The sequence below is a fragment of the Citrobacter sp. wls708 genome, from assembly GCF_005281255.1.
Taxonomy (GTDB): domain Bacteria; phylum Pseudomonadota; class Gammaproteobacteria; order Enterobacterales; family Enterobacteriaceae; genus Citrobacter; species Citrobacter werkmanii.
On the sequence record NZ_SZXE01000002.1, the window covers coordinates 211,441 to 227,891 of the forward strand.

Annotated in this window: 18 protein-coding genes and 1 pseudogene; 9 read left to right on the forward strand and 10 right to left on the reverse strand. The window is 52.9% G+C overall.

Features of this window, described 5'->3' with window-relative positions; genetic code table 11:
- Window positions 1-5: 5 nt before the first annotated feature.
- The 9 genes from FDW97_RS01625 to FDW97_RS01665 form a co-directional block, all read right to left on the reverse strand.
- On the reverse strand, window positions 6-536 hold the full coding sequence (locus FDW97_RS01625; RefSeq protein ID WP_042308962.1) for a DUF3833 domain-containing protein: 531 nt from the start codon (window positions 534-536) through the stop codon (window positions 6-8).
- Window positions 533-1,060, reverse strand: coding sequence for a hypothetical protein (locus FDW97_RS01630; protein WP_137350562.1), 528 nt, complete (start codon window positions 1,058-1,060; stop codon window positions 533-535). Before FDW97_RS01630 ends, FDW97_RS01625 begins: the two co-directional genes overlap by 4 nt.
- Window positions 1,060-1,542: a DUF2878 domain-containing protein gene (locus FDW97_RS01635; protein WP_137350563.1), complete on the reverse strand. Its 483-nt coding sequence runs from the start codon at window positions 1,540-1,542 to the stop codon at window positions 1,060-1,062. Before FDW97_RS01635 ends, FDW97_RS01630 begins: the two co-directional genes overlap by 1 nt.
- Entirely contained in the window at window positions 1,539-2,759 is a 1,221-nt protein-coding gene (locus tag FDW97_RS01640; protein WP_137350564.1) for a cyclopropane-fatty-acyl-phospholipid synthase family protein, read from the reverse strand. The genes FDW97_RS01635 and FDW97_RS01640 overlap by 4 nt, the downstream gene beginning before the upstream one ends.
- Window positions 2,756-3,478 carry a DUF1365 domain-containing protein gene (locus tag FDW97_RS01645; protein ID WP_137350565.1) on the reverse strand — a complete coding sequence of 241 codons (723 nt, stop codon included), beginning with the start codon at window positions 3,476-3,478 and terminating at the stop codon, window positions 2,756-2,758. Before FDW97_RS01645 ends, FDW97_RS01640 begins: the two co-directional genes overlap by 4 nt.
- A 1-nt stretch (window position 3,479) precedes the next feature.
- Window positions 3,480-4,736 (reverse strand): NAD(P)/FAD-dependent oxidoreductase, encoded by a 1,257-nt coding sequence (locus tag FDW97_RS01650; RefSeq protein WP_137350566.1) that lies wholly within the window; start codon window positions 4,734-4,736, stop codon window positions 3,480-3,482.
- The gene (locus FDW97_RS01655; RefSeq protein WP_137350567.1) at window positions 4,733-5,452 is read right to left on the reverse strand and encodes an SDR family NAD(P)-dependent oxidoreductase; all 720 of its coding nucleotides are present in this window, start codon (window positions 5,450-5,452) and stop codon (window positions 4,733-4,735) included. Before FDW97_RS01655 ends, FDW97_RS01650 begins: the two co-directional genes overlap by 4 nt.
- Window positions 5,449-5,883: a nuclear transport factor 2 family protein gene (locus FDW97_RS01660; protein ID WP_038639921.1), complete on the reverse strand. Its 435-nt coding sequence runs from the start codon at window positions 5,881-5,883 to the stop codon at window positions 5,449-5,451. The genes FDW97_RS01655 and FDW97_RS01660 overlap by 4 nt, the downstream gene beginning before the upstream one ends.
- 204 nt (window positions 5,884-6,087) lie before the next feature.
- On the reverse strand, window positions 6,088-6,816 hold the full coding sequence (locus tag FDW97_RS01665) for a MerR family transcriptional regulator (protein WP_121528924.1): 729 nt from the start codon (window positions 6,814-6,816) through the stop codon (window positions 6,088-6,090).
- 38 nt (window positions 6,817-6,854) lie between these two features.
- On the opposite strand from FDW97_RS01665, the pseudogene FDW97_RS23560 reads away from it, so the two are divergent.
- Window positions 6,855-7,010 (forward strand): annotated as a pseudogene (locus FDW97_RS23560) (integrase); the annotation flags it as partial.
- A 99-nt stretch (window positions 7,011-7,109) separates the two neighbouring features.
- Here the strand turns inward: FDW97_RS23560 and icd are convergent.
- The gene (gene icd, locus FDW97_RS01675; RefSeq protein ID WP_038639915.1) at window positions 7,110-8,360 is read right to left on the reverse strand and encodes an NADP-dependent isocitrate dehydrogenase; all 1,251 of its coding nucleotides are present in this window, start codon (window positions 8,358-8,360) and stop codon (window positions 7,110-7,112) included.
- Between the two features lie 201 nt (window positions 8,361-8,561).
- Here icd and rluE point away from each other — a divergent pair, with 201 nt between their 5' ends.
- The 8 genes from rluE (at window position 8,562) to roxA (ending at window position 16,409) form a co-directional block, all read left to right on the forward strand.
- Complete coding sequence (rluE, locus tag FDW97_RS01680) at window positions 8,562-9,185, forward strand: 23S rRNA pseudouridine(2457) synthase RluE (RefSeq protein ID WP_137350568.1); 624 nt, start codon at window positions 8,562-8,564, stop codon at window positions 9,183-9,185.
- 9 nt (window positions 9,186-9,194) lie between these two features.
- On the forward strand, window positions 9,195-9,656 hold the full coding sequence (locus FDW97_RS01685) for an NUDIX hydrolase (RefSeq protein ID WP_038639907.1): 462 nt from the start codon (window positions 9,195-9,197) through the stop codon (window positions 9,654-9,656).
- Between the two features lie 53 nt (window positions 9,657-9,709).
- Window positions 9,710-10,816 carry a tRNA 2-thiouridine(34) synthase MnmA gene (gene mnmA, locus FDW97_RS01690; protein ID WP_003832402.1) on the forward strand — a complete coding sequence of 369 codons (1,107 nt, stop codon included), beginning with the start codon at window positions 9,710-9,712 and terminating at the stop codon, window positions 10,814-10,816.
- A gap of 34 nt (window positions 10,817-10,850) precedes the next feature.
- The gene (gene hflD / locus FDW97_RS01695) at window positions 10,851-11,492 is read left to right on the forward strand and encodes a high frequency lysogenization protein HflD (protein ID WP_032940122.1); all 642 of its coding nucleotides are present in this window, start codon (window positions 10,851-10,853) and stop codon (window positions 11,490-11,492) included.
- A 3-nt stretch (window positions 11,493-11,495) separates the two neighbouring features.
- Window positions 11,496-12,866, forward strand: coding sequence for an adenylosuccinate lyase (gene purB, locus FDW97_RS01700; protein WP_038639900.1), 1,371 nt, complete (start codon window positions 11,496-11,498; stop codon window positions 12,864-12,866).
- Between the two features lie 195 nt (window positions 12,867-13,061).
- Complete coding sequence (gene phoP, locus FDW97_RS01705) at window positions 13,062-13,733, forward strand: two-component system response regulator PhoP (protein WP_042309337.1); 672 nt, start codon at window positions 13,062-13,064, stop codon at window positions 13,731-13,733.
- A complete protein-coding gene (gene phoQ / locus FDW97_RS01710; protein ID WP_069323350.1) occupies window positions 13,733-15,196 on the forward strand; it encodes a two-component system sensor histidine kinase PhoQ in 1,464 nt (487 codons plus the stop codon). Before phoP ends, phoQ begins: the two co-directional genes overlap by 1 nt.
- A gap of 91 nt (window positions 15,197-15,287) precedes the next feature.
- Window positions 15,288-16,409: a [50S ribosomal protein L16]-arginine 3-hydroxylase gene (gene roxA, locus FDW97_RS01715; protein WP_038639870.1), complete on the forward strand. Its 1,122-nt coding sequence runs from the start codon at window positions 15,288-15,290 to the stop codon at window positions 16,407-16,409.
- Window positions 16,410-16,451: the final 42 nt, after the last annotated feature.

A 16,451-nucleotide genomic window follows, 5' to 3' on the forward strand; every position in this document is an offset into this window, starting at 1 on the left:
CCTCACTATCGCGTTTTACGGGAGAAGAAAAGCGTCACCGTACCGACGGTGAGGCCAAATTTCTTCATCTCCGTTTTATTAAACAGATGGTTAGCATCCTGCATGTACATCCAGTCGTCAAAATTCAGCAACCAGGTTCTGCCGCTGGCTTTCACATTCATGCTGTAATGCCAGTTGAACGCGTTGCCCGCTGCTTGCCCCTTCGCCACGCCTTCAATGTCACCGGCAGTACCTTCGTAACGATCGGCGCTAACTTTACGGATATGCCATACCCGCTGCTGTTTCTCTCCATCGTCGTACACAAAGCGTTCGTTGAGGGTCAATGTGTCTCCCACCACATCGCCGTTAATATCGACATGGAAGCGACGAAGCTGTTTACCGCTGCGGTCCTGAATCATCCCCCATGCTTGCGTTTCTCCCTGAAAATACTGAAAGATATCCAGCGTCGGCTGCTGTTGCCGATAGTCGGCAATTTCAGCGCTACAACCAGCCACCTGCATCAGCAAGGGCAGGCTCAGGGCCAATAAACGTTTCATTTTTCACCTCCAGTAAGCTGCTGACGCAGCTCAGGATATTGCGTGCGGGAACCCAGCCAGACAGAGAGAAAGTTTTCGCTGAACGCCGCCGACTGCGGTGGGCCAAGCGGGATAAAGTGCCTTTGAGCCGCCGAAGCGCGATACCAAAACTTCCCCTGCTTATCTTGCAATACAAAAGCCAGTTGCGTACCTGGCGCGACGTCTGGCCATATCTCACTCAACATGCGAAGCCAGGACTCACTCTGCGCTTCCCGCCCGAGAATACCCTGCGCTCGCCACTGATCGCGGGTGGCATTAACCAGTTCTTGCCGTTCAATATTGCGCTGATAGGTGATAATCAGTGCTTGATCCTCTTTCAGCCCGCGATAGCGCCCATCCGGCGTGCGCAGTTGTGAGGTATAGATCGTGAATGGTCCCCAGGAGAGCGTCGCATCGCCGACTATCCGCCAGCTTAACCAGTCAGCGGCACTGGCAAAAGGCGCCGTCGCCATAACGCCCAGCAGTATCAATAAGGCAGGTTTCATTAGTGTTTCCCCATGAAAATATGAAAAAACAGCATCAACACCAGCCAGCCCGTCGCCATTAAGCCAACAACAATAAATGTTGGTTCCAGAAAAGTAATGGCCCCCAAACGCTCTCCTATCACATAGGCGATCGGCCCACCACCGGTGGCCATTATGACCAGCAGCCATCCCGGCAAGGTAGTCGAGCAGGTAAGGTGCGTCCACAGGACAGCGAACATGAGCCAAAGCGCAACCATCCATAACGGCAACAATGCTTCGCCGTGAAAATTAATCAACCCCGTCAACGCCCACAGCGCATCCAGACCACTACCCACCGCTGCCAGCATTAACGCGTACAGACGTTGCGCAGACGGTAGCAAGAAGCAGGCCAGAATAGCCAGCCCAAGCCATAACGCCAGGCCGCGCTCACGAAATAACACCACCATGAGCCAGTACAGATCGAACCCGACAGCCAGGATAAAGACCTGTAAATGGCGGTTCATGGACGTTCCGCCGTCAGTTGCACCACGCTGATCGTGCGGGCGTTAAAACCGGCTTCGCAGTAGCCGAAGTAGTACAGCCACATACGGCGAAAACGCTCATCAAATCCCAGTTTTTCAATGTCATGCCAGGCGTGAACAAATCCTTGTCGCCAGTGCGCAAGCGTCCGGGCGTAGTCGGGCCCCATATCGAACAGATTACGAACCACAAAGTCAGTATGCTTTGTCATCAGGCCGCTCATCGCGGTGATACTGGGTAAAAAGCCCCCTGGAAAGATATAGCGCTGAATAAAATCAACGCCTTTGCTGTATTCGCGATAGCGCTGATCCTGAATGGTAATGGCCTGAATCGCCAGTTTTCCCCCACGACGCAGTCGCGCCTGGCAGGTACGGAAAAACGTCGGCAGATAACGCTGACCAACCGCTTCGATCATTTCAACCGACACCAGTTTGTCGAATTCCCCGGTCAGGTCGCGGTAGTCGCACAGCAGGACGTTGACTCTCTCCTGTAAACCTGCGCGGGCAATCCGCGCTTTCGCCCAGGCAAACTGTTCCTGAGACAGGGTCGTGGTGGTTACACGGCAACCGTAATGGCGGGCGGCGTATTCCGCCATCGCCCCCCAACCAGTACCAATCTCCAGCAGGTGGTCATTCGCGGTCAGTGCCAGTTGCTCGCAAAGCCGCGCCATTTTGGCCTGCTGAGCCTGCGCTAAAGACTGCTCGGGGCGGGTGAATAAGGCGCTGGAATAGAGTAAATCCTCATCAAGAAAGTGCGCGTAAAATGCATTGCCGAGATCATAATGCGCGGCAATGTTTTCTCTTGCTTGTTGCCGATGGTTGCGACGCGTCCAGTGACGCAAACGCTCGGCGGGTCGGCCAAGCAGGCGAAAACCGCTTTCCAGGCGTCCCAGTAGGGTGCTGTTAAGCGCAAATATTTGCAGTAGCGGCGTGAGCTGTTGCGTTTCCCACTCTCCGTCCATCCAGGCCTCAGCCGCTGCAAGACTTCCGCCTTTCAGCACCCGCCAGTACACCCTGGGCGAGAGAATATGTACTTCAGCGCGTAATTCAGCTGAAACATCACCAAAGTGTAAGGTCTGCTCCCCTTCCCGCACCGTGACTGAACCCTGGCGAAGGCCGCTCAGCATGCGGAAAAGAAGCCAACGCGCCACACGCAGGTTGCGCGGAACATCAGGTTCAAGCGCAAAGACGGGATCGGTCATGATCGTTCACTCCTGCTGACGGGATGGTTGTAGAGAGGGACTCGCTTGAGCCACAGGCGTAGCGCCTGCCAGTAAATCGCGAACACCGTTTTCAGCGTCATTAACGGCAGTCGTAGCAGCAACGCGCGTAAACTCACCTGCGTCAACGGCTCGCGTTTGAGCATCAGGCTGGCATCAAAAATCTTCTCTGTCTGGTGGTTTTCGATATGCATATGCAGCGTTTTACCCGGCGGGTTAAATCGCCAGTGATAGACCATATCCATCGGGTTAAACGGCGATACATGGAACGCTTTTTCCAACGGACGCTTTTCCTGTGCATCTACAGCGTAGTAATGTCGCTCATTCCATGGCGTATTGCGGACTTCCGCCAGTACCCAGCGCAGACGCTGTGAACGGTCATAGCAGTAGTAAAAATTGACCGGGTTAAAATGAAAACCGAAATAGCGCAGCTGTGTCAGAAGCATTACACGCCCCCCGGGATGTTCGCCCGTCAGGCAGGCAAGCTTATTCAACACGCTCTCTCTTAACGGTGTCCCCAGCGGGTAATCCGCATCATGAAAAGCGGTCGCGGCGAAGCGATTACGTTTCACGCCCACGCCCGGAAGCTGTCCGAGCTCATCTAAATCGAGCCACGCCATAAACACCTGATAACTAAACTGGTGTGTTGCTGGCTGGAGGCGGCGATGGCGCAAAACACCGTGGTACAGGCAGCTGTTCATCTTAGCCCCCCTCTCCTGCGGCAATGCCGTGTACTACATCGAGCGCGCTGCGCACGCCATCCTCATGAAAGCCGTTGTACCAATAAGCCCCGCAGAACCAGGTCCGACGCAGGCCGTTGATCTCATTGCGGCGCGCCTGCGCGCGCCAGCTGTCGGGATTAAACAATGGGTGCTCGTAGACAAAGCGTCGCCAGACGTATCGCTCGTCAATAGGGGTGTCCGGGTTGAGGGTCACGCAGAATAGCGGGCTTCCTTCGGGTAATCCCTGGAGAATATTCATGTTATAGGTGACGCAGGCGCTGGCGCGATCTTGCCCACTCAGGCGGTAATTCCAGCTTGCCCACGCGCGTTCGCGTACCGGTAACCAGCGGCGATCGCTATGCAATACGACCTCGTTACGCTGCCAGCTAATTGCGCCCAGCACGTCGAGTTCTGCGGGGGTGGCATCACCAAGCACGACCAGAGCCTGCGAAGAATGACAAGCGAAGATCACCTGATCAAACGTCTGTACTGATCCTGCCAACTGGATTTTGACGCCGCTGTCGTGACGAATAACCTGCTGAACAGGCGCATTGAGGTGCAATGCCAGACGTTCACCCAGCTTCGCCAGCATAACGCGAATGTACTCGCGCGATCCGCCTGGCACCACGTACCACTGCGGACGATGCCAGATATCCAGCAGGCCGTGGTGTTCAAAGAAGTGTAAGAACAGCGGCAACGGAAAACGGCGCATCTCCTGTAGCGAAGATGACCAGATAGCTGCGCCCATCGGCAGAATATAATGACGCGCAAAGAACGCGCTGAAATGGTGCTGGTCGAGGAAGTTCTGTAGCGTGGCGTTTGCATCGACATCATTCAATGCCCGTTTAGCCAGACGATTAAAACGGACAATCTCTTTCAGCATTCCCCAAAATGCGGGTTTGAGCAGGTTCTGACGTTGGGCGAACAAGGAAGTCAGCGTATGACCGCTGTACTCCATACCGCTTTGCGTATTATGCACCGAAAAACTCATCTGCGTTTTTTGCCCCTGGATACCGAGTTCACTCAGCAAGCCCATAAAACGCGGATAAGTTCGGTCGTTGTAGACGATAAAGCCGCTATCAATCGCGAAATTCCCCTGTGGAGTCGCTATATCTACCGTCGCAGTATGGCCGCCCGGGGTCGACGCCGCTTCAAAAAGCGTCACCTGATGATGTCCGGCCAGACGCCAGGCGCAGGTTAATCCGGCAATACCACTGCCAATGATAGCAATTTTCATGAACGCACCATCCTGCGCAGCAACGCGCGCTGGAGACTCTCAGGCAGCCCGGCCAACAGACGCAGCAACACGCCAAAACCTGTCGGGAAGGCAATACTATTTTTTCCTTTCGCCAGGCCACGGCGAATAGCCTTCACCGCCTGCTCTACACTCACCTGCCCGGGCATAGGAAAATCGTTTTTACGGGTAAGCGGGGTATCAACAAATCCTGGCGAAACGACGGTCACGGCAATCCCCTTTGGCTCCCAGTCCAGACGCAAACTATTGGCAAACCAGGTCAGCGCGGCTTTAGACGCACCATAGGCTTCCGCCCGTGGGAACGGCAGCCAGTGCGCCATCGAACTGACCAGCACCACGCGGTTACCGGAAGTTAACTGCGGCTGAAGCGCTGCCAGGCAGTTGATGGGGCCCTGATAATTCGCCGCCATCACCCGTTCAACCTTCTCTGCATCTATCCAGCCGTGGTCGAGATATTCGCAAGTTCCGGCACAGAGAATAACCAGTTCGGGTTTGCAGTCCGCCAACGCCTGGCGACAGGCGTCCCTGTCTGTCATATCGAACAGCCGTACTGTGATGTTGGCGTGGGATTGGCGCAGTTGTTCCAGCCTTTCGGGATTGCGGCCACAGGCAATCACGTGACAGCCGTCATCGGCCCATGATTTTGCAAGCCCGGCGCCAATCCCAGAACTTGCGCCAGTAATGAGGACAGTCATCATGCGCGCACCCTCCTTTTAACGTGGCGAACGGCCCAACCCAACAGCGGCAGATGCTCATAGAGCATCTCACCGGCATCGTAATAATCACGCTGGCGAAAAATCTTCTCACCATGTGTCTCGACCATTGAACATCCCGGCAAAGATCGTATTTCTCCGCCAGCAATACGCGGATGCGACCAGTACATTGTCCACGTCACGGCAAACCGCCCGGTCTCACACAGTGGAGGGTCAATGGCAAAACGGCAGGCGTTCACATTCGCCAGGAGATGCGAGAAATAGCGCTGAATGGCAAACAGCCCGTTATGTTCCCCGAAGGGATCGACAAGTACCGCGTGCACGTCGTACAACCCGGCAAGCGCGGGGACGGGCTGGCGATCCAAACTGGCGTAGTAATCCACAAACCTGTCGATAACGGATGGCGGTGCGCGCATAGCTCTTACCCTTGTGTGAACCACATTACGTAGACGGTATAATTAAAACTTACACAAACACTTTAATTTGTCCAAGTTTATACTAAAAAATAATTATAAATTCATTTAATTCAACAAATTAAAATTTAGTATTTTTGAGAGGATTTATTCGTAAGCCACTAAGGTAGTGGCCAATCAACACACAAGAAAGGTAATGACAGAGGATTAAAGCGGGATCACTTCGAGGGAGTTGACCTGCTGTTGCCAGAGGTCTATCTGTTTTTTGCGCGCTACGGTGAGTTTGCCGGACGTCACCAACAGCCATTTGCGATCGGGGAAAATTTCAGGCGCAAGCATCGCGGGCGGTACAGGAAGCACATCAATGCGATGTCCCTGTCCAGTGCGACCAAGCGCTTCAAGCCAGATCTCGCAGGGGTCGGTAAGATGCCAGCCTGTAATCAGGTAGTTATCGCCCGGCGCACGCTTATCCCCTTCCAGGCAAAACGAGGTGTAAGAAATAATAATACCATCGAGGATTTCACGCAGCGTCATGATAGCCGGCACGTTAGCTGATACCTGGCTTCGCAGAGGGCGCAGCACCTCGCTCACCAGTTCAGGGCGGGGATATTCGCGGCCGGCATCATAAATAAGCTGGCGCAGAGATTCTATTTTCCCTTCGTTCAGGCGCTGCAGCATACTCTCTTGCAGAGCGAGCCAGTTATTCGTTCGCCGGGCACCAGGGCGGGACAGCAACGGTTTAACCTGGCTTATCGGTACGCCTTTTTTCACCCAATCGAGAATTTTAAGCGCCTGTTGGATATCGTCATCGCTATACAACCGGTGCCCACCATCCGTACGCTGTGGTTTGAGAAGTCCATAACGACGTTGCCAGGCGCGCAGCGTTGTGGCGGTTATTCCACAAAGCCGCGCAAATTCACCGATGGAATAGGACATACAGAGCACCGAATAACCAAGAATACTTTCAATATACTACGAACCACGAGCAACAATCACTTTCAGAAAGAAGATATAAAACACAAGGGATTGATATCCAGAAATCATTGGAACATAAATCAAGAGAAATGACAGACAAATATCACGACGACAGGGGTAAGGATTGGACAGTTGTCGAAGTAAAAACAGGGTGAGCACGCCTGGTTTTGGGGAAACGTTTTGGGGAAACAATGTTGCAGGCATAAAAAACGGGAACCTCTCGGCTCCCGTTTTAACACAACCCAGAATCTGGATTACATGTTTTCGATGATCGCGTCACCAAACTCTGAACATTTCAGCAGCTTAGCGCCGTCCATCAGACGTTCGAAATCATAAGTTACGGTCTTGGCATTGATTGCGCCTTCCATACCTTTAACAATCAGGTCAGCCGCTTCAACCCAACCCATGTGGCGCAGCATCATTTCAGCAGACAGAATGATAGAACCTGGGTTCACTTTATCCTGGCCTGCGTACTTCGGCGCAGTACCATGAGTGGCTTCGAACAGCGCACATTCGTCACCGATGTTCGCGCCCGGCGCGATACCAATACCACCCACCTGTGCTGCCAGCGCATCAGAGATGTAGTCGCCGTTCAGGTTCATACACGCAATCACATCATACTCAGCAGGGCGCAGCAGGATCTGTTGCAGGAATGCATCGGCGATAACGTCCTTAACCACGATTTCTTTGCCGGATTTCGGGTTCTTGATTTTCACCCACGGGCCGCCATCGATCAATTCACCACCGAATTCTTCACGCGCTAACTGGTAACCCCAGTCTTTGAACGCGCCTTCAGTGAACTTCATGATGTTACCTTTATGTACCAGGGTAACAGAATCGCGATCGTTCGCGATGGCGTATTCAATCGCCGCACGAACCAGACGCTTAGTCCCTTCTTCAGAACACGGCTTGATACCAATGCCGCAATGTTCCGGGAAGCGAATTTTCTTCACGCCCATTTCTTCGCGCAGGAATTTAATCACTTTCTCAGCGTCTGCGGAGTCCGCTTTCCACTCGATACCCGCATAGATATCTTCGGAGTTTTCACGGAAGATAACCATGTCGGTCAGTTCAGGGTGTTTTACCGGGCTTGGCGTCCCCTGGTAATAACGCACCGGGCGCAGGCAGACATACAGGTCAAGTTCCTGACGCAGAGCAACGTTCAGAGAGCGAATACCGCCGCCAACTGGCGTGGTCAGAGGGCCTTTGATGGCAACACGATACTCACGAATTAGATCAAGGGTTTCAGCAGGCAGCCAGACGTCCTGACCATAAACCTGAGTGGATTTCTCGCCGGTGTAGATTTCCATCCAGGAGATTTTACGCTCGCCTTTATAGGCTTTCTTGACAGCAGCATCGACAACTTTGATCATCGGTGGGGTTACATCAACGCCGATACCGTCGCCTTCAATGAACGGGATAATCGGATTTTCAGGAACGTTGAGTTTGCCGTTTTGCAGGGTGATCTTCTTACCTTCCGCCGGAACAACTACTTTGCTTTCCATTCACCTCTCCTTCGAGCGCTTCTGGTTTGCTCGTCTGTCATCGCGCTGCATGTGCATTGGCGTCCTGCTGCACGACTGCGTTAGAGCAATTTTTTGTTAATGATTTGTAATGAGCGTGTCAATACTACCCTATTGTTCGTCGCCATGAAAGACACTCGTTCTTAGGCTATAATGCGGCAATTGATATAATCTGAAAATACCATGCAAAAAACTTCTTTTAGAAATCACCAAGTTAAGCGATTCAGCTCACGACAAGTCACTAAACAGCGTAAAGAAAACCAGCCAAAACGCGTGGTTTTGTTCAATAAACCCTACGATGTTTTGCCACAATTTACTGACGAAGCCGGACGCAAAACGTTAAAAGATTTTATTCCCGTGCAAGGCGTGTATGCTGCGGGTCGTTTGGATCGGGACAGTGAAGGGCTTTTAGTGCTGACCAACGATGGCGCATTACAGGCGCGGTTAACGCAGCCCGGCAAGCGCACGGGGAAAATTTATTATGTTCAGGTTGAGGGAGAACCTACGCCCGAAGCGCTGGAAGCCCTGCGCACTGGCGTAACGCTCAACGATGGCCCTACACTGCCCGCAGGAATTCAAATGGTAGAAGAACCTGCCTGGCTGTGGCCGAGAAACCCGCCCATTCGTGAACGGAAGAATATTCCCACCAGTTGGCTAAAAGTCACCTTATATGAAGGCCGCAACCGTCAGGTACGTCGGATGACGGCGCATGTTGGGTTTCCTACGCTGCGCCTCATACGCTATGCCATGGGCGATTACACAGTGGAAAATCTCGCTAACGGCGAATGGCGGGATGCAACTGTATAAGGAAGCTGTATGTTCAAACCACACGTCACGGTCGCCTGCATTGTGCATGCAGAAGATAAATTTTTAGTGGTTGAGGAAACCATCAACGGCAAAGCTTTGTGGAATCAGCCTGCCGGGCACCTGGAAGCGGACGAAACTCTGGTGCAGGCCGCCGCTCGTGAGCTATGGGAAGAGACAGGCATCAACGCACAACCGCAGCACTTCATTCGAATGCATCAATGGATTGCGCCGGACAAAACGCCCTTTTTACGTTTTCTGTTTTCTATCGAACTTGCCAATATGTGCGCTACTGAACCTCATGACAGTGATATAGATTGCTGTCGCTGGGTCAGCGCAGAAGAGATTCTTTCAGCGCCAAATCTGCGTTCGCCGCTGGTTGCCGAGAGCATTCTCTGTTACCAGAGTGGAGAGCGCTATCCGCTGGCAACGATCGGCGAATTTAACTGGCCGTTTACAGAGGGTGTCAAGTAAAGGGCTGCGTGCTAGAATATGCCGCCTTGAAGTTCAATGTCGTGAGTATTCCTATGTCTGAAAGCCCAAAAAAAGTGATCGTCGGCATGTCCGGCGGTGTCGATTCTTCCGTATCAGCCTGGTTGTTGCAACAACAGGGTTATCAGGTAGAAGGCCTGTTCATGAAGAACTGGGAAGAGGACGATGGCGAGGAATATTGCACAGCGGCTGCCGACCTCGCGGATGCGCAGGCTGTTTGCGACAAACTCGGCATTGAACTGCATACCGTTAACTTTGCTGCAGAATACTGGGACAACGTCTTTGAACTGTTCCTGGAAGAGTACAAAGCGGGTCGTACGCCGAACCCGGATATTCTGTGCAATAAAGAAATCAAATTTAAAGCCTTCCTTGAGTTTGCCGCCGAAGATTTAGGTGCCGATTACATCGCCACCGGTCACTACGTACGCCGCGCGGATGTCGACGGAAAAAGCCGCCTGCTGCGAGGGCTCGATGGCAATAAAGACCAGAGCTATTTCCTCTACACGCTCGGCCATGAGCAAATCGCGCAAAGCCTGTTCCCGGTTGGCGAACTGGAAAAACCACAGGTGCGTAAAATTGCCGAAGATCTCGGACTAATTACGGCCAAGAAAAAAGACTCCACCGGTATCTGTTTCATCGGCGAACGCAAGTTCCGCGAGTTTCTTGGTCGCTACCTGCCGGCTCAGCCAGGTAAAATCATCACCGTTGACGGTGAAGAGATTGGCCAGCACCAGGGGCTGATGTACCACACTCTGGGCCAACGTAAAGGTCTGGGCATTGGCGGTACAAAAGAAGGGACGGAAGATCCATGGTATGTGGTGGATAAAGACGTTGAGAACAACATTCTGGTTGTCGCTCAGGGTCACGAACACCCACGTCTGATGTCCGTTGGTCTGGTGGCGCAACAGCTGCATTGGGTCGATCGCGAACCGTTCACCGGCACCATGCGCTGCACGGTGAAAACCCGTTATCGTCAGACCGACATTCCGTGCACCGTTAAAGCGCTGGATGCTGAACGTATTGAAGTCATTTTCGACGAACCTGTCGCGGCGGTAACGCCGGGTCAGTCGGCTGTCTTTTACAATGGCGAAGTCTGCCTCGGCGGCGGAATTATCGAACAACGCCTGCCTTTGCCGGTCTAATTATTTACACATTTGATACAAGGAAGCAGTGAACGTGGCAAAGAACTATTATGACATCACCCTCGCCCTGGCAGGTATATGCCAGTCGGCACGCCTGGTGCAAGAACTGGCGCACCAGGGGCATTGTGATGCCGATGCGTTACACGTTTCGCTCAACAGTATCATCGACATGAACCCCAGCTCTACGCTGGGGGTTTTTGGCGGGAGTGAAGCTAACCTGCGACTTGGCCTTGAAACGTTGCTCGGCGTGCTCAACGCCAGCAGTCGTCAGGGGCTAAATGCGGAACTCACCCGCTACACGTTAAGCCTGATGGTACTGGAGCGTAAGCTGTCAGCTGCCAAAGGCGCTATGGACACGCTGGGAGACCGTATCAACGGCTTGCAGCGCCAGTTGGACCATTTTGATTTGCAGTCAGAAACGCTGATGAGCGCAATGGCCGGCATTTATGTTGACGTCATCAGCCCACTCGGCCCGCGTATTCAGGTTACGGGTTCTCCTGCCATCCTTCAGAGCCCGCAGGTTCAGGCCAAAGTACGCGCTTCGCTACTGGCTGGCATTCGTGCAGCAGTGCTCTGGCATCAGGTTGGTGGAGGCCGTCTGCAACTCATGTTTTCTCGTAATCGCCTGACGACTCAGGCAAAACAAATTCTTGCTCATTTAACCCCGGAGTTGTGATCTATGGAATTATCCTCACTGACCGCCGTTTCCCCTGTCGATGGACGCTACGGCGATAAAGTCAGCGCGCTGCGCGGGATTTTCAGCGAATACGGTTTGCTGAAATTCCGTGTACAGGTTGAAGTACGCTGGCTGCAAAAACTGGCCGCGCACGCAGCGATCAAGGAAGTTCCTGCTTTTGCTGCCGACGCAATCGGTTTCCTTGATGCGATCGTCGCTAACTTCAATGAAGAAGATGCTGCGCGCATCAAAACCATTGAGCGTACGACCAACCATGATGTGAAGGCAGTTGAGTATTTCCTGAAAGAAAAAGTGGCTGATATCCCGGAGCTGCATGCCGTTTCCGAGTTTATTCACTTCGCGTGTACGTCAGAAGACATCAACAACCTGTCTCACGCGCTGATGCTGAAAACCGCTCGCGACGAAGTGGTCCTGCCGTACTGGCGTAAGCTTATCGACGCAGTGAAAGATCTGTCCGTACAGTATCGCGATATCCCTCTGCTCTCCCGTACCCACGGCCAACCCGCCACCCCATCCACGCTGGGCAAAGAAATGGCGAACGTGGCCTACCGTATGGAGCGCCAGTACCGCCAGCTTAACCAGGTCGAAATTCTCGGTAAAATCAACGGCGCCGTCGGTAACTATAACGCCCACATCGCCGCTTACCCGGAAGTTGACTGGCATCAGTTCAGCGAAGAGTTTGTTACGTCGCTGGGCATCCAGTGGAACCCTTACACCACGCAGATTGAACCGCACGACTACATTGCCGAGCTGTTTGATTGCATCGCCCGTTTCAACACTATCCTGATTGACTTTGACCGCGATGTCTGGGGTTACGTGGCGCTGAACCATTTCAAACAGAAAACTATCGCCGGTGAGATCGGTTCCTCCACCATGCCGCACAAGGTTAACCCAATCGATTTCGAAAATTCCGAAGGTAACCTGGGTCTGTCTAACGCGGTTCTGCAACACCTGGCGAGCAAACTGCCGGTTTCCCGCTGGCAGCGCGACCTGACGGACTCTACCGTTCTGCGCAACCTGGGTGTCGGTATTGGCTATGCGCTGATCGCGTATCAGTCCACGCTGAAGGGCGTGAGCAAACTGGAAGTCAATCGCGAGCATCTGCTTGATGAACTGGACCATAACTGGGAAGTGCTGGCCGAACCTATTCAGACCGTAATGCGTCGCTATGGCATTGAAAAACCGTACGAGAAGCTGAAAGAGCTGACGCGCGGTAAACGCGTTGACGCCGAAGGTATGAAACAGTTTATCGATGGCCTGGCCCTGCCGGAAGACGAGAAAACTCGCCTGAAAGCGATGACACCAGCCAACTATATTGGTCGCGCCATCACCATGGTTGATGAACTGAAGTAATCTGGTTTGTGCCGGACGGCGGTTTCGTCAGTTCCGGCCTCCAGTTGATGTTATATTGAAGCCGGATAAGCGTCAGCGCCTTCCGGCTTTTTAGCCAGTGATAGCCTCCCTTCCCCCGGTTTATTAAATGTTTATCCCCACGGACACATAATCAGCGTTAAACTATTCATACCGTTCAGATAGGGAGTAACGATGATGCGCGTACTGGTTGTCGAGGATAATGCTTTATTACGCCACCACCTCAAGGTTCAGTTACAGGATTTAGGGCATCAGGTGGATGATGCAGAAGATGCTAAGGAAGCAGACTATTACCTTAATGAACATCTGCCGGATATCGCGATCGTTGATTTAGGGCTCCCGGATGAAGATGGCTTGTCGTTGATCCGCCGCTGGCGCAGCAATGATGTTTCACTCCCCATTCTGGTATTAACCGCCCGTGAAGGCTGGCAGGACAAGGTGGAAGTGCTCAGCGCCGGCGCCGACGATTACGTCACAAAACCGTTTCACATTGAAGAAGTGGCTGCGCGCATGCAGGCGTTGATGCGTCGCAACAGCGGTCTGGCATCGCAGATTATCTCCCTTCCTCCTTTTCAGGTGGACCTCTCTCGCCGCGAGTTATCCGTCAATGATGAAGTTATCAAGCTCACGGCGTTCGAATACACCATAATGGAAACACTCATCCGCAATAACGGCAAAGTGGTCAGTAAAGATTCGCTCATGCTGCAGCTTTATCCGGATGCCGAGCTGCGTGAAAGTCATACTATTGATGTTCTGATGGGACGTCTGCGCAAAAAAATACAGGCGCAATATCCTGACGACGTCATCACCACCGTGCGTGGCCAGGGATATCTTTTTGAATTGCGCTAATGAATAAACTATTGCGTCATTTTTTCCCGTTATCGCTACGGCTACGTTTTTTACTGGCAACCGCTGGCGTGGTGTTGGTGCTCTCACTGGCCTACGGCATCGTTGCCCTGGTGGGTTATAGCGTCAGCTTTGATAAAACCACGTTTCGCCTGTTGCGCGGCGAGAGCAATCTGTTCTATACCCTGGCGAAATGGGATAACGGTAAAATTAATGTCGAGTTGCCCGAAAATCTCGACATGCAAAGCCCCACAATGTCGCTGATTTATGATGAAAACGGCAAGTTGCTGTGGGCGCAGCGCAACGTCCCGTGGTTGACCCAGAGTATTCAACCCGACTGGCTTAAAACGAACGGTTTTCATGAAATTGAGGCCAATGTCGACGCCACCAGCACATTGCTGGGTGCAGATCACTCCGCACAGCAGCAGTTAAAAGAAGTCAGAGAAGACGACGACGACGCTGAAATGACCCACTCGGTAGCGGTAAATGTCTACCCAGCCACCGCCAGAATGCCACAACTGACCATTGTGGTTGTCGATACCATTCCTATTGAGTTAAAGCGCTCGTATATGGTCTGGAGCTGGTTTATTTATGTGCTGGTCGCTAATCTGTTGTTAGTCATCCCACTATTATGGGTGGCCGCCTGGTGGAGCCTGCGGCCTATTGAATCGCTGGCGCGTGAAGTTCGTGAGCTTGAAGAACATCATCGTGAGATGCTGAATCCCGCCACCACGCGTGAACTGACCAGTCTGGTCCGCAACCTCAACCGGCTGTTGAAAAGCGAACGTGAGCGCTACGACAAATACCGCACCACGTTAACCGATCTCACGCATAGCCTGAAGACACCGCTGGCCGTATTGCAAAGTACGATGCGCTCGATGCGTAACGAAAAAATGAACGTAAGCGACGCGGAGCCCATCATGCTCGAGCAAATCAGTCGTATTTCCCAGCAGATAGGCTATTACCTGCATCGCGCCAGCATGCGTGGCAGTAGCGCCCTTCTCAGCCGGGAACTGCATCCGGTCGCGCCGTTGCTGGATAAACTTACTTCGGCGCTGAATAAGGTGTATCAGCGTAAAGGCGTTAACATTAATCTCGACATCTCACCTGAAATCAGCTTTGTAGGCGAGCAGAACGATTTTGTCGAAGTGATGGGTAACGTGCTGGATAACGCCTGTAAATACTGTCTGGAGTTCGTCGAGATTTCAGCGCGACTATCAGAGGATCAACTGCATATTCTGGTTGAAGATGATGGCCCCGGCATTCCGCATAGCAAACGCGAAGTGGTGTTTGACCGCGGACAACGTGTCGATACGCTACGACCAGGACAAGGTGTCGGGCTGGCGGTAGCGCGTGAAATCACCGAACAGTATGACGGGCAGATTATTGCAGGTGACAGCCTGTTGGGCGGCGCGCGCATGGAAGTTATTTTTGGTCGCCAGCAGCCGGGGCAGAAAGACGAGTAATCGTCGCATGTAATAAATATGTACTGACTTCACGCTTGAGGTTAAGTATCCGTTATAATCGGTTGCAGATACCAGCCTGCGGATGCTCATTATGGAATACCAACTCACACTTAACTGGCCCGATTTTCTGGAACGCCACTGGCAAAAACGCCCGGTGGTCTTAAAACGCGGGTTTAACAACTTTATTGACCCACTCTCTCCTGACGAACTGGCTGGACTGGCAATGGAAAGCGAAGTCGACAGCCGACTCGTCAGCCACCAGGACGGTAAATGGCAGGTTAGCCACGGTCCGTTCGAAAGCTATGACCATCTTGGCGAAAACAACTGGTCGCTACTGGTGCAGGCGGTCAATCACTGGCATGAGCCAACCGCGGCGCTGATGCGTCCGTTTCGCGAGCTGCCGGACTGGCGTATTGACGATCTGATGATCTCCTTCTCCGTACCCGGCGGCGGCGTTGGACCGCATCTGGATCAGTACGATGTGTTTATTATTCAGGGTACCGGGCGTCGTCGCTGGCGTGTGGGCGAAAAACTACAGTTGAAGCAGCACTGCCCTCACCCGGATCTGCTGCAGGTCGACCCGTTTGAAGCCATCATTGATGAAGAGCTGGAACCCGGCGATATTCTGTATATTCCGCCAGGGTTCCCACACGAAGGCTACGCGCTGGAAAACGCCATGAACTATTCGGTGGGCTTCCGTGCGCCAAACACTCGCGAACTGATTAGCGGATTTGCCGATTACGTTTTGCAGCGTGAACTGGGCAGCACGTATTACAGCGATCCGGATCTTCCGCCCCGCGATCATCCGGCTGACGTTCTGCCGCAGGAGATGGACAAGCTGCGCGAAATGATGCTGGGGCTGATTAATCAACCTGAACATTTCCAACAATGGTTTGGTGAGTTTATTTCTCAATCTCGTCATGAACTGGATATTGCCCCGCCAGAGCCGCCGTATCAGCCTGACGAAATCTACGATGCCCTGAAGCAAGGGGATGTATTAGTGCGTCTGGGTGGATTGCGTGTATTGCGCATCGGCGACGATATCTACGCCAATGGTGAGAAAATTGACTCGCCGCATCGTCCTGCCCTTGAAGCCCTTGCCAGTCATATCGTACTGACGGCCGAGAATTTTGAGGATGCGCTGGAAGATCCATCCTTCCTTGCCATGCTGGCCGCACTGGTTAACAGCGGGTATTGGTTCTTCGAAGGGTAAATCATTGTGACTGCGCCGGATGGCGCTGCGCTTATCCGGCCT

What these genes read in the sequence shown, in the direction of transcription:
- FDW97_RS01625 (WP_042308962.1), bottom strand. Translation starts at nt 536, where the DNA reads ATGAAACGTTTATTGGCCCTGAGCCTGCCCTTGCTGATGCAGGTGGCT.
- FDW97_RS01630 (WP_137350562.1), bottom strand. Translation starts at nt 1,060, where the DNA reads ATGAAACCTGCCTTATTGATACTGCTGGGCGTTATGGCGACGGCGCCT.
- FDW97_RS01635 (WP_137350563.1), bottom strand. Translation starts at nt 1,542, where the DNA reads ATGAACCGCCATTTACAGGTCTTTATCCTGGCTGTCGGGTTCGATCTG.
- FDW97_RS01640 (WP_137350564.1), bottom strand. Translation starts at nt 2,759, where the DNA reads ATGACCGATCCCGTCTTTGCGCTTGAACCTGATGTTCCGCGCAACCTG.
- FDW97_RS01645 (WP_137350565.1), bottom strand. Translation starts at nt 3,478, where the DNA reads ATGAACAGCTGCCTGTACCACGGTGTTTTGCGCCATCGCCGCCTCCAG.
- FDW97_RS01650 (WP_137350566.1), bottom strand. Translation starts at nt 4,736, where the DNA reads ATGAAAATTGCTATCATTGGCAGTGGTATTGCCGGATTAACCTGCGCC.
- FDW97_RS01655 (WP_137350567.1), bottom strand. Translation starts at nt 5,452, where the DNA reads ATGATGACTGTCCTCATTACTGGCGCAAGTTCTGGGATTGGCGCCGGG.
- FDW97_RS01660 (WP_038639921.1), bottom strand. Translation starts at nt 5,883, where the DNA reads ATGCGCGCACCGCCATCCGTTATCGACAGGTTTGTGGATTACTACGCC.
- FDW97_RS01665 (WP_121528924.1), bottom strand. Translation starts at nt 6,816, where the DNA reads ATGTCCTATTCCATCGGTGAATTTGCGCGGCTTTGTGGAATAACCGCC.
- icd (WP_038639915.1), bottom strand. Translation starts at nt 8,360, where the DNA reads ATGGAAAGCAAAGTAGTTGTTCCGGCGGAAGGTAAGAAGATCACCCTG.
- rluE (WP_137350568.1), top strand. Translation starts at nt 8,562, where the DNA reads ATGCAAAAAACTTCTTTTAGAAATCACCAAGTTAAGCGATTCAGCTCA.
- FDW97_RS01685 (WP_038639907.1), top strand. Translation starts at nt 9,195, where the DNA reads ATGTTCAAACCACACGTCACGGTCGCCTGCATTGTGCATGCAGAAGAT.
- mnmA (WP_003832402.1), top strand. Translation starts at nt 9,710, where the DNA reads ATGTCTGAAAGCCCAAAAAAAGTGATCGTCGGCATGTCCGGCGGTGTC.
- purB (WP_038639900.1), top strand. Translation starts at nt 11,496, where the DNA reads ATGGAATTATCCTCACTGACCGCCGTTTCCCCTGTCGATGGACGCTAC.
- phoP (WP_042309337.1), top strand. Translation starts at nt 13,062, where the DNA reads ATGCGCGTACTGGTTGTCGAGGATAATGCTTTATTACGCCACCACCTC.
- phoQ (WP_069323350.1), top strand. Translation starts at nt 13,733, where the DNA reads ATGAATAAACTATTGCGTCATTTTTTCCCGTTATCGCTACGGCTACGT.
- roxA (WP_038639870.1), top strand. Translation starts at nt 15,288, where the DNA reads ATGGAATACCAACTCACACTTAACTGGCCCGATTTTCTGGAACGCCAC.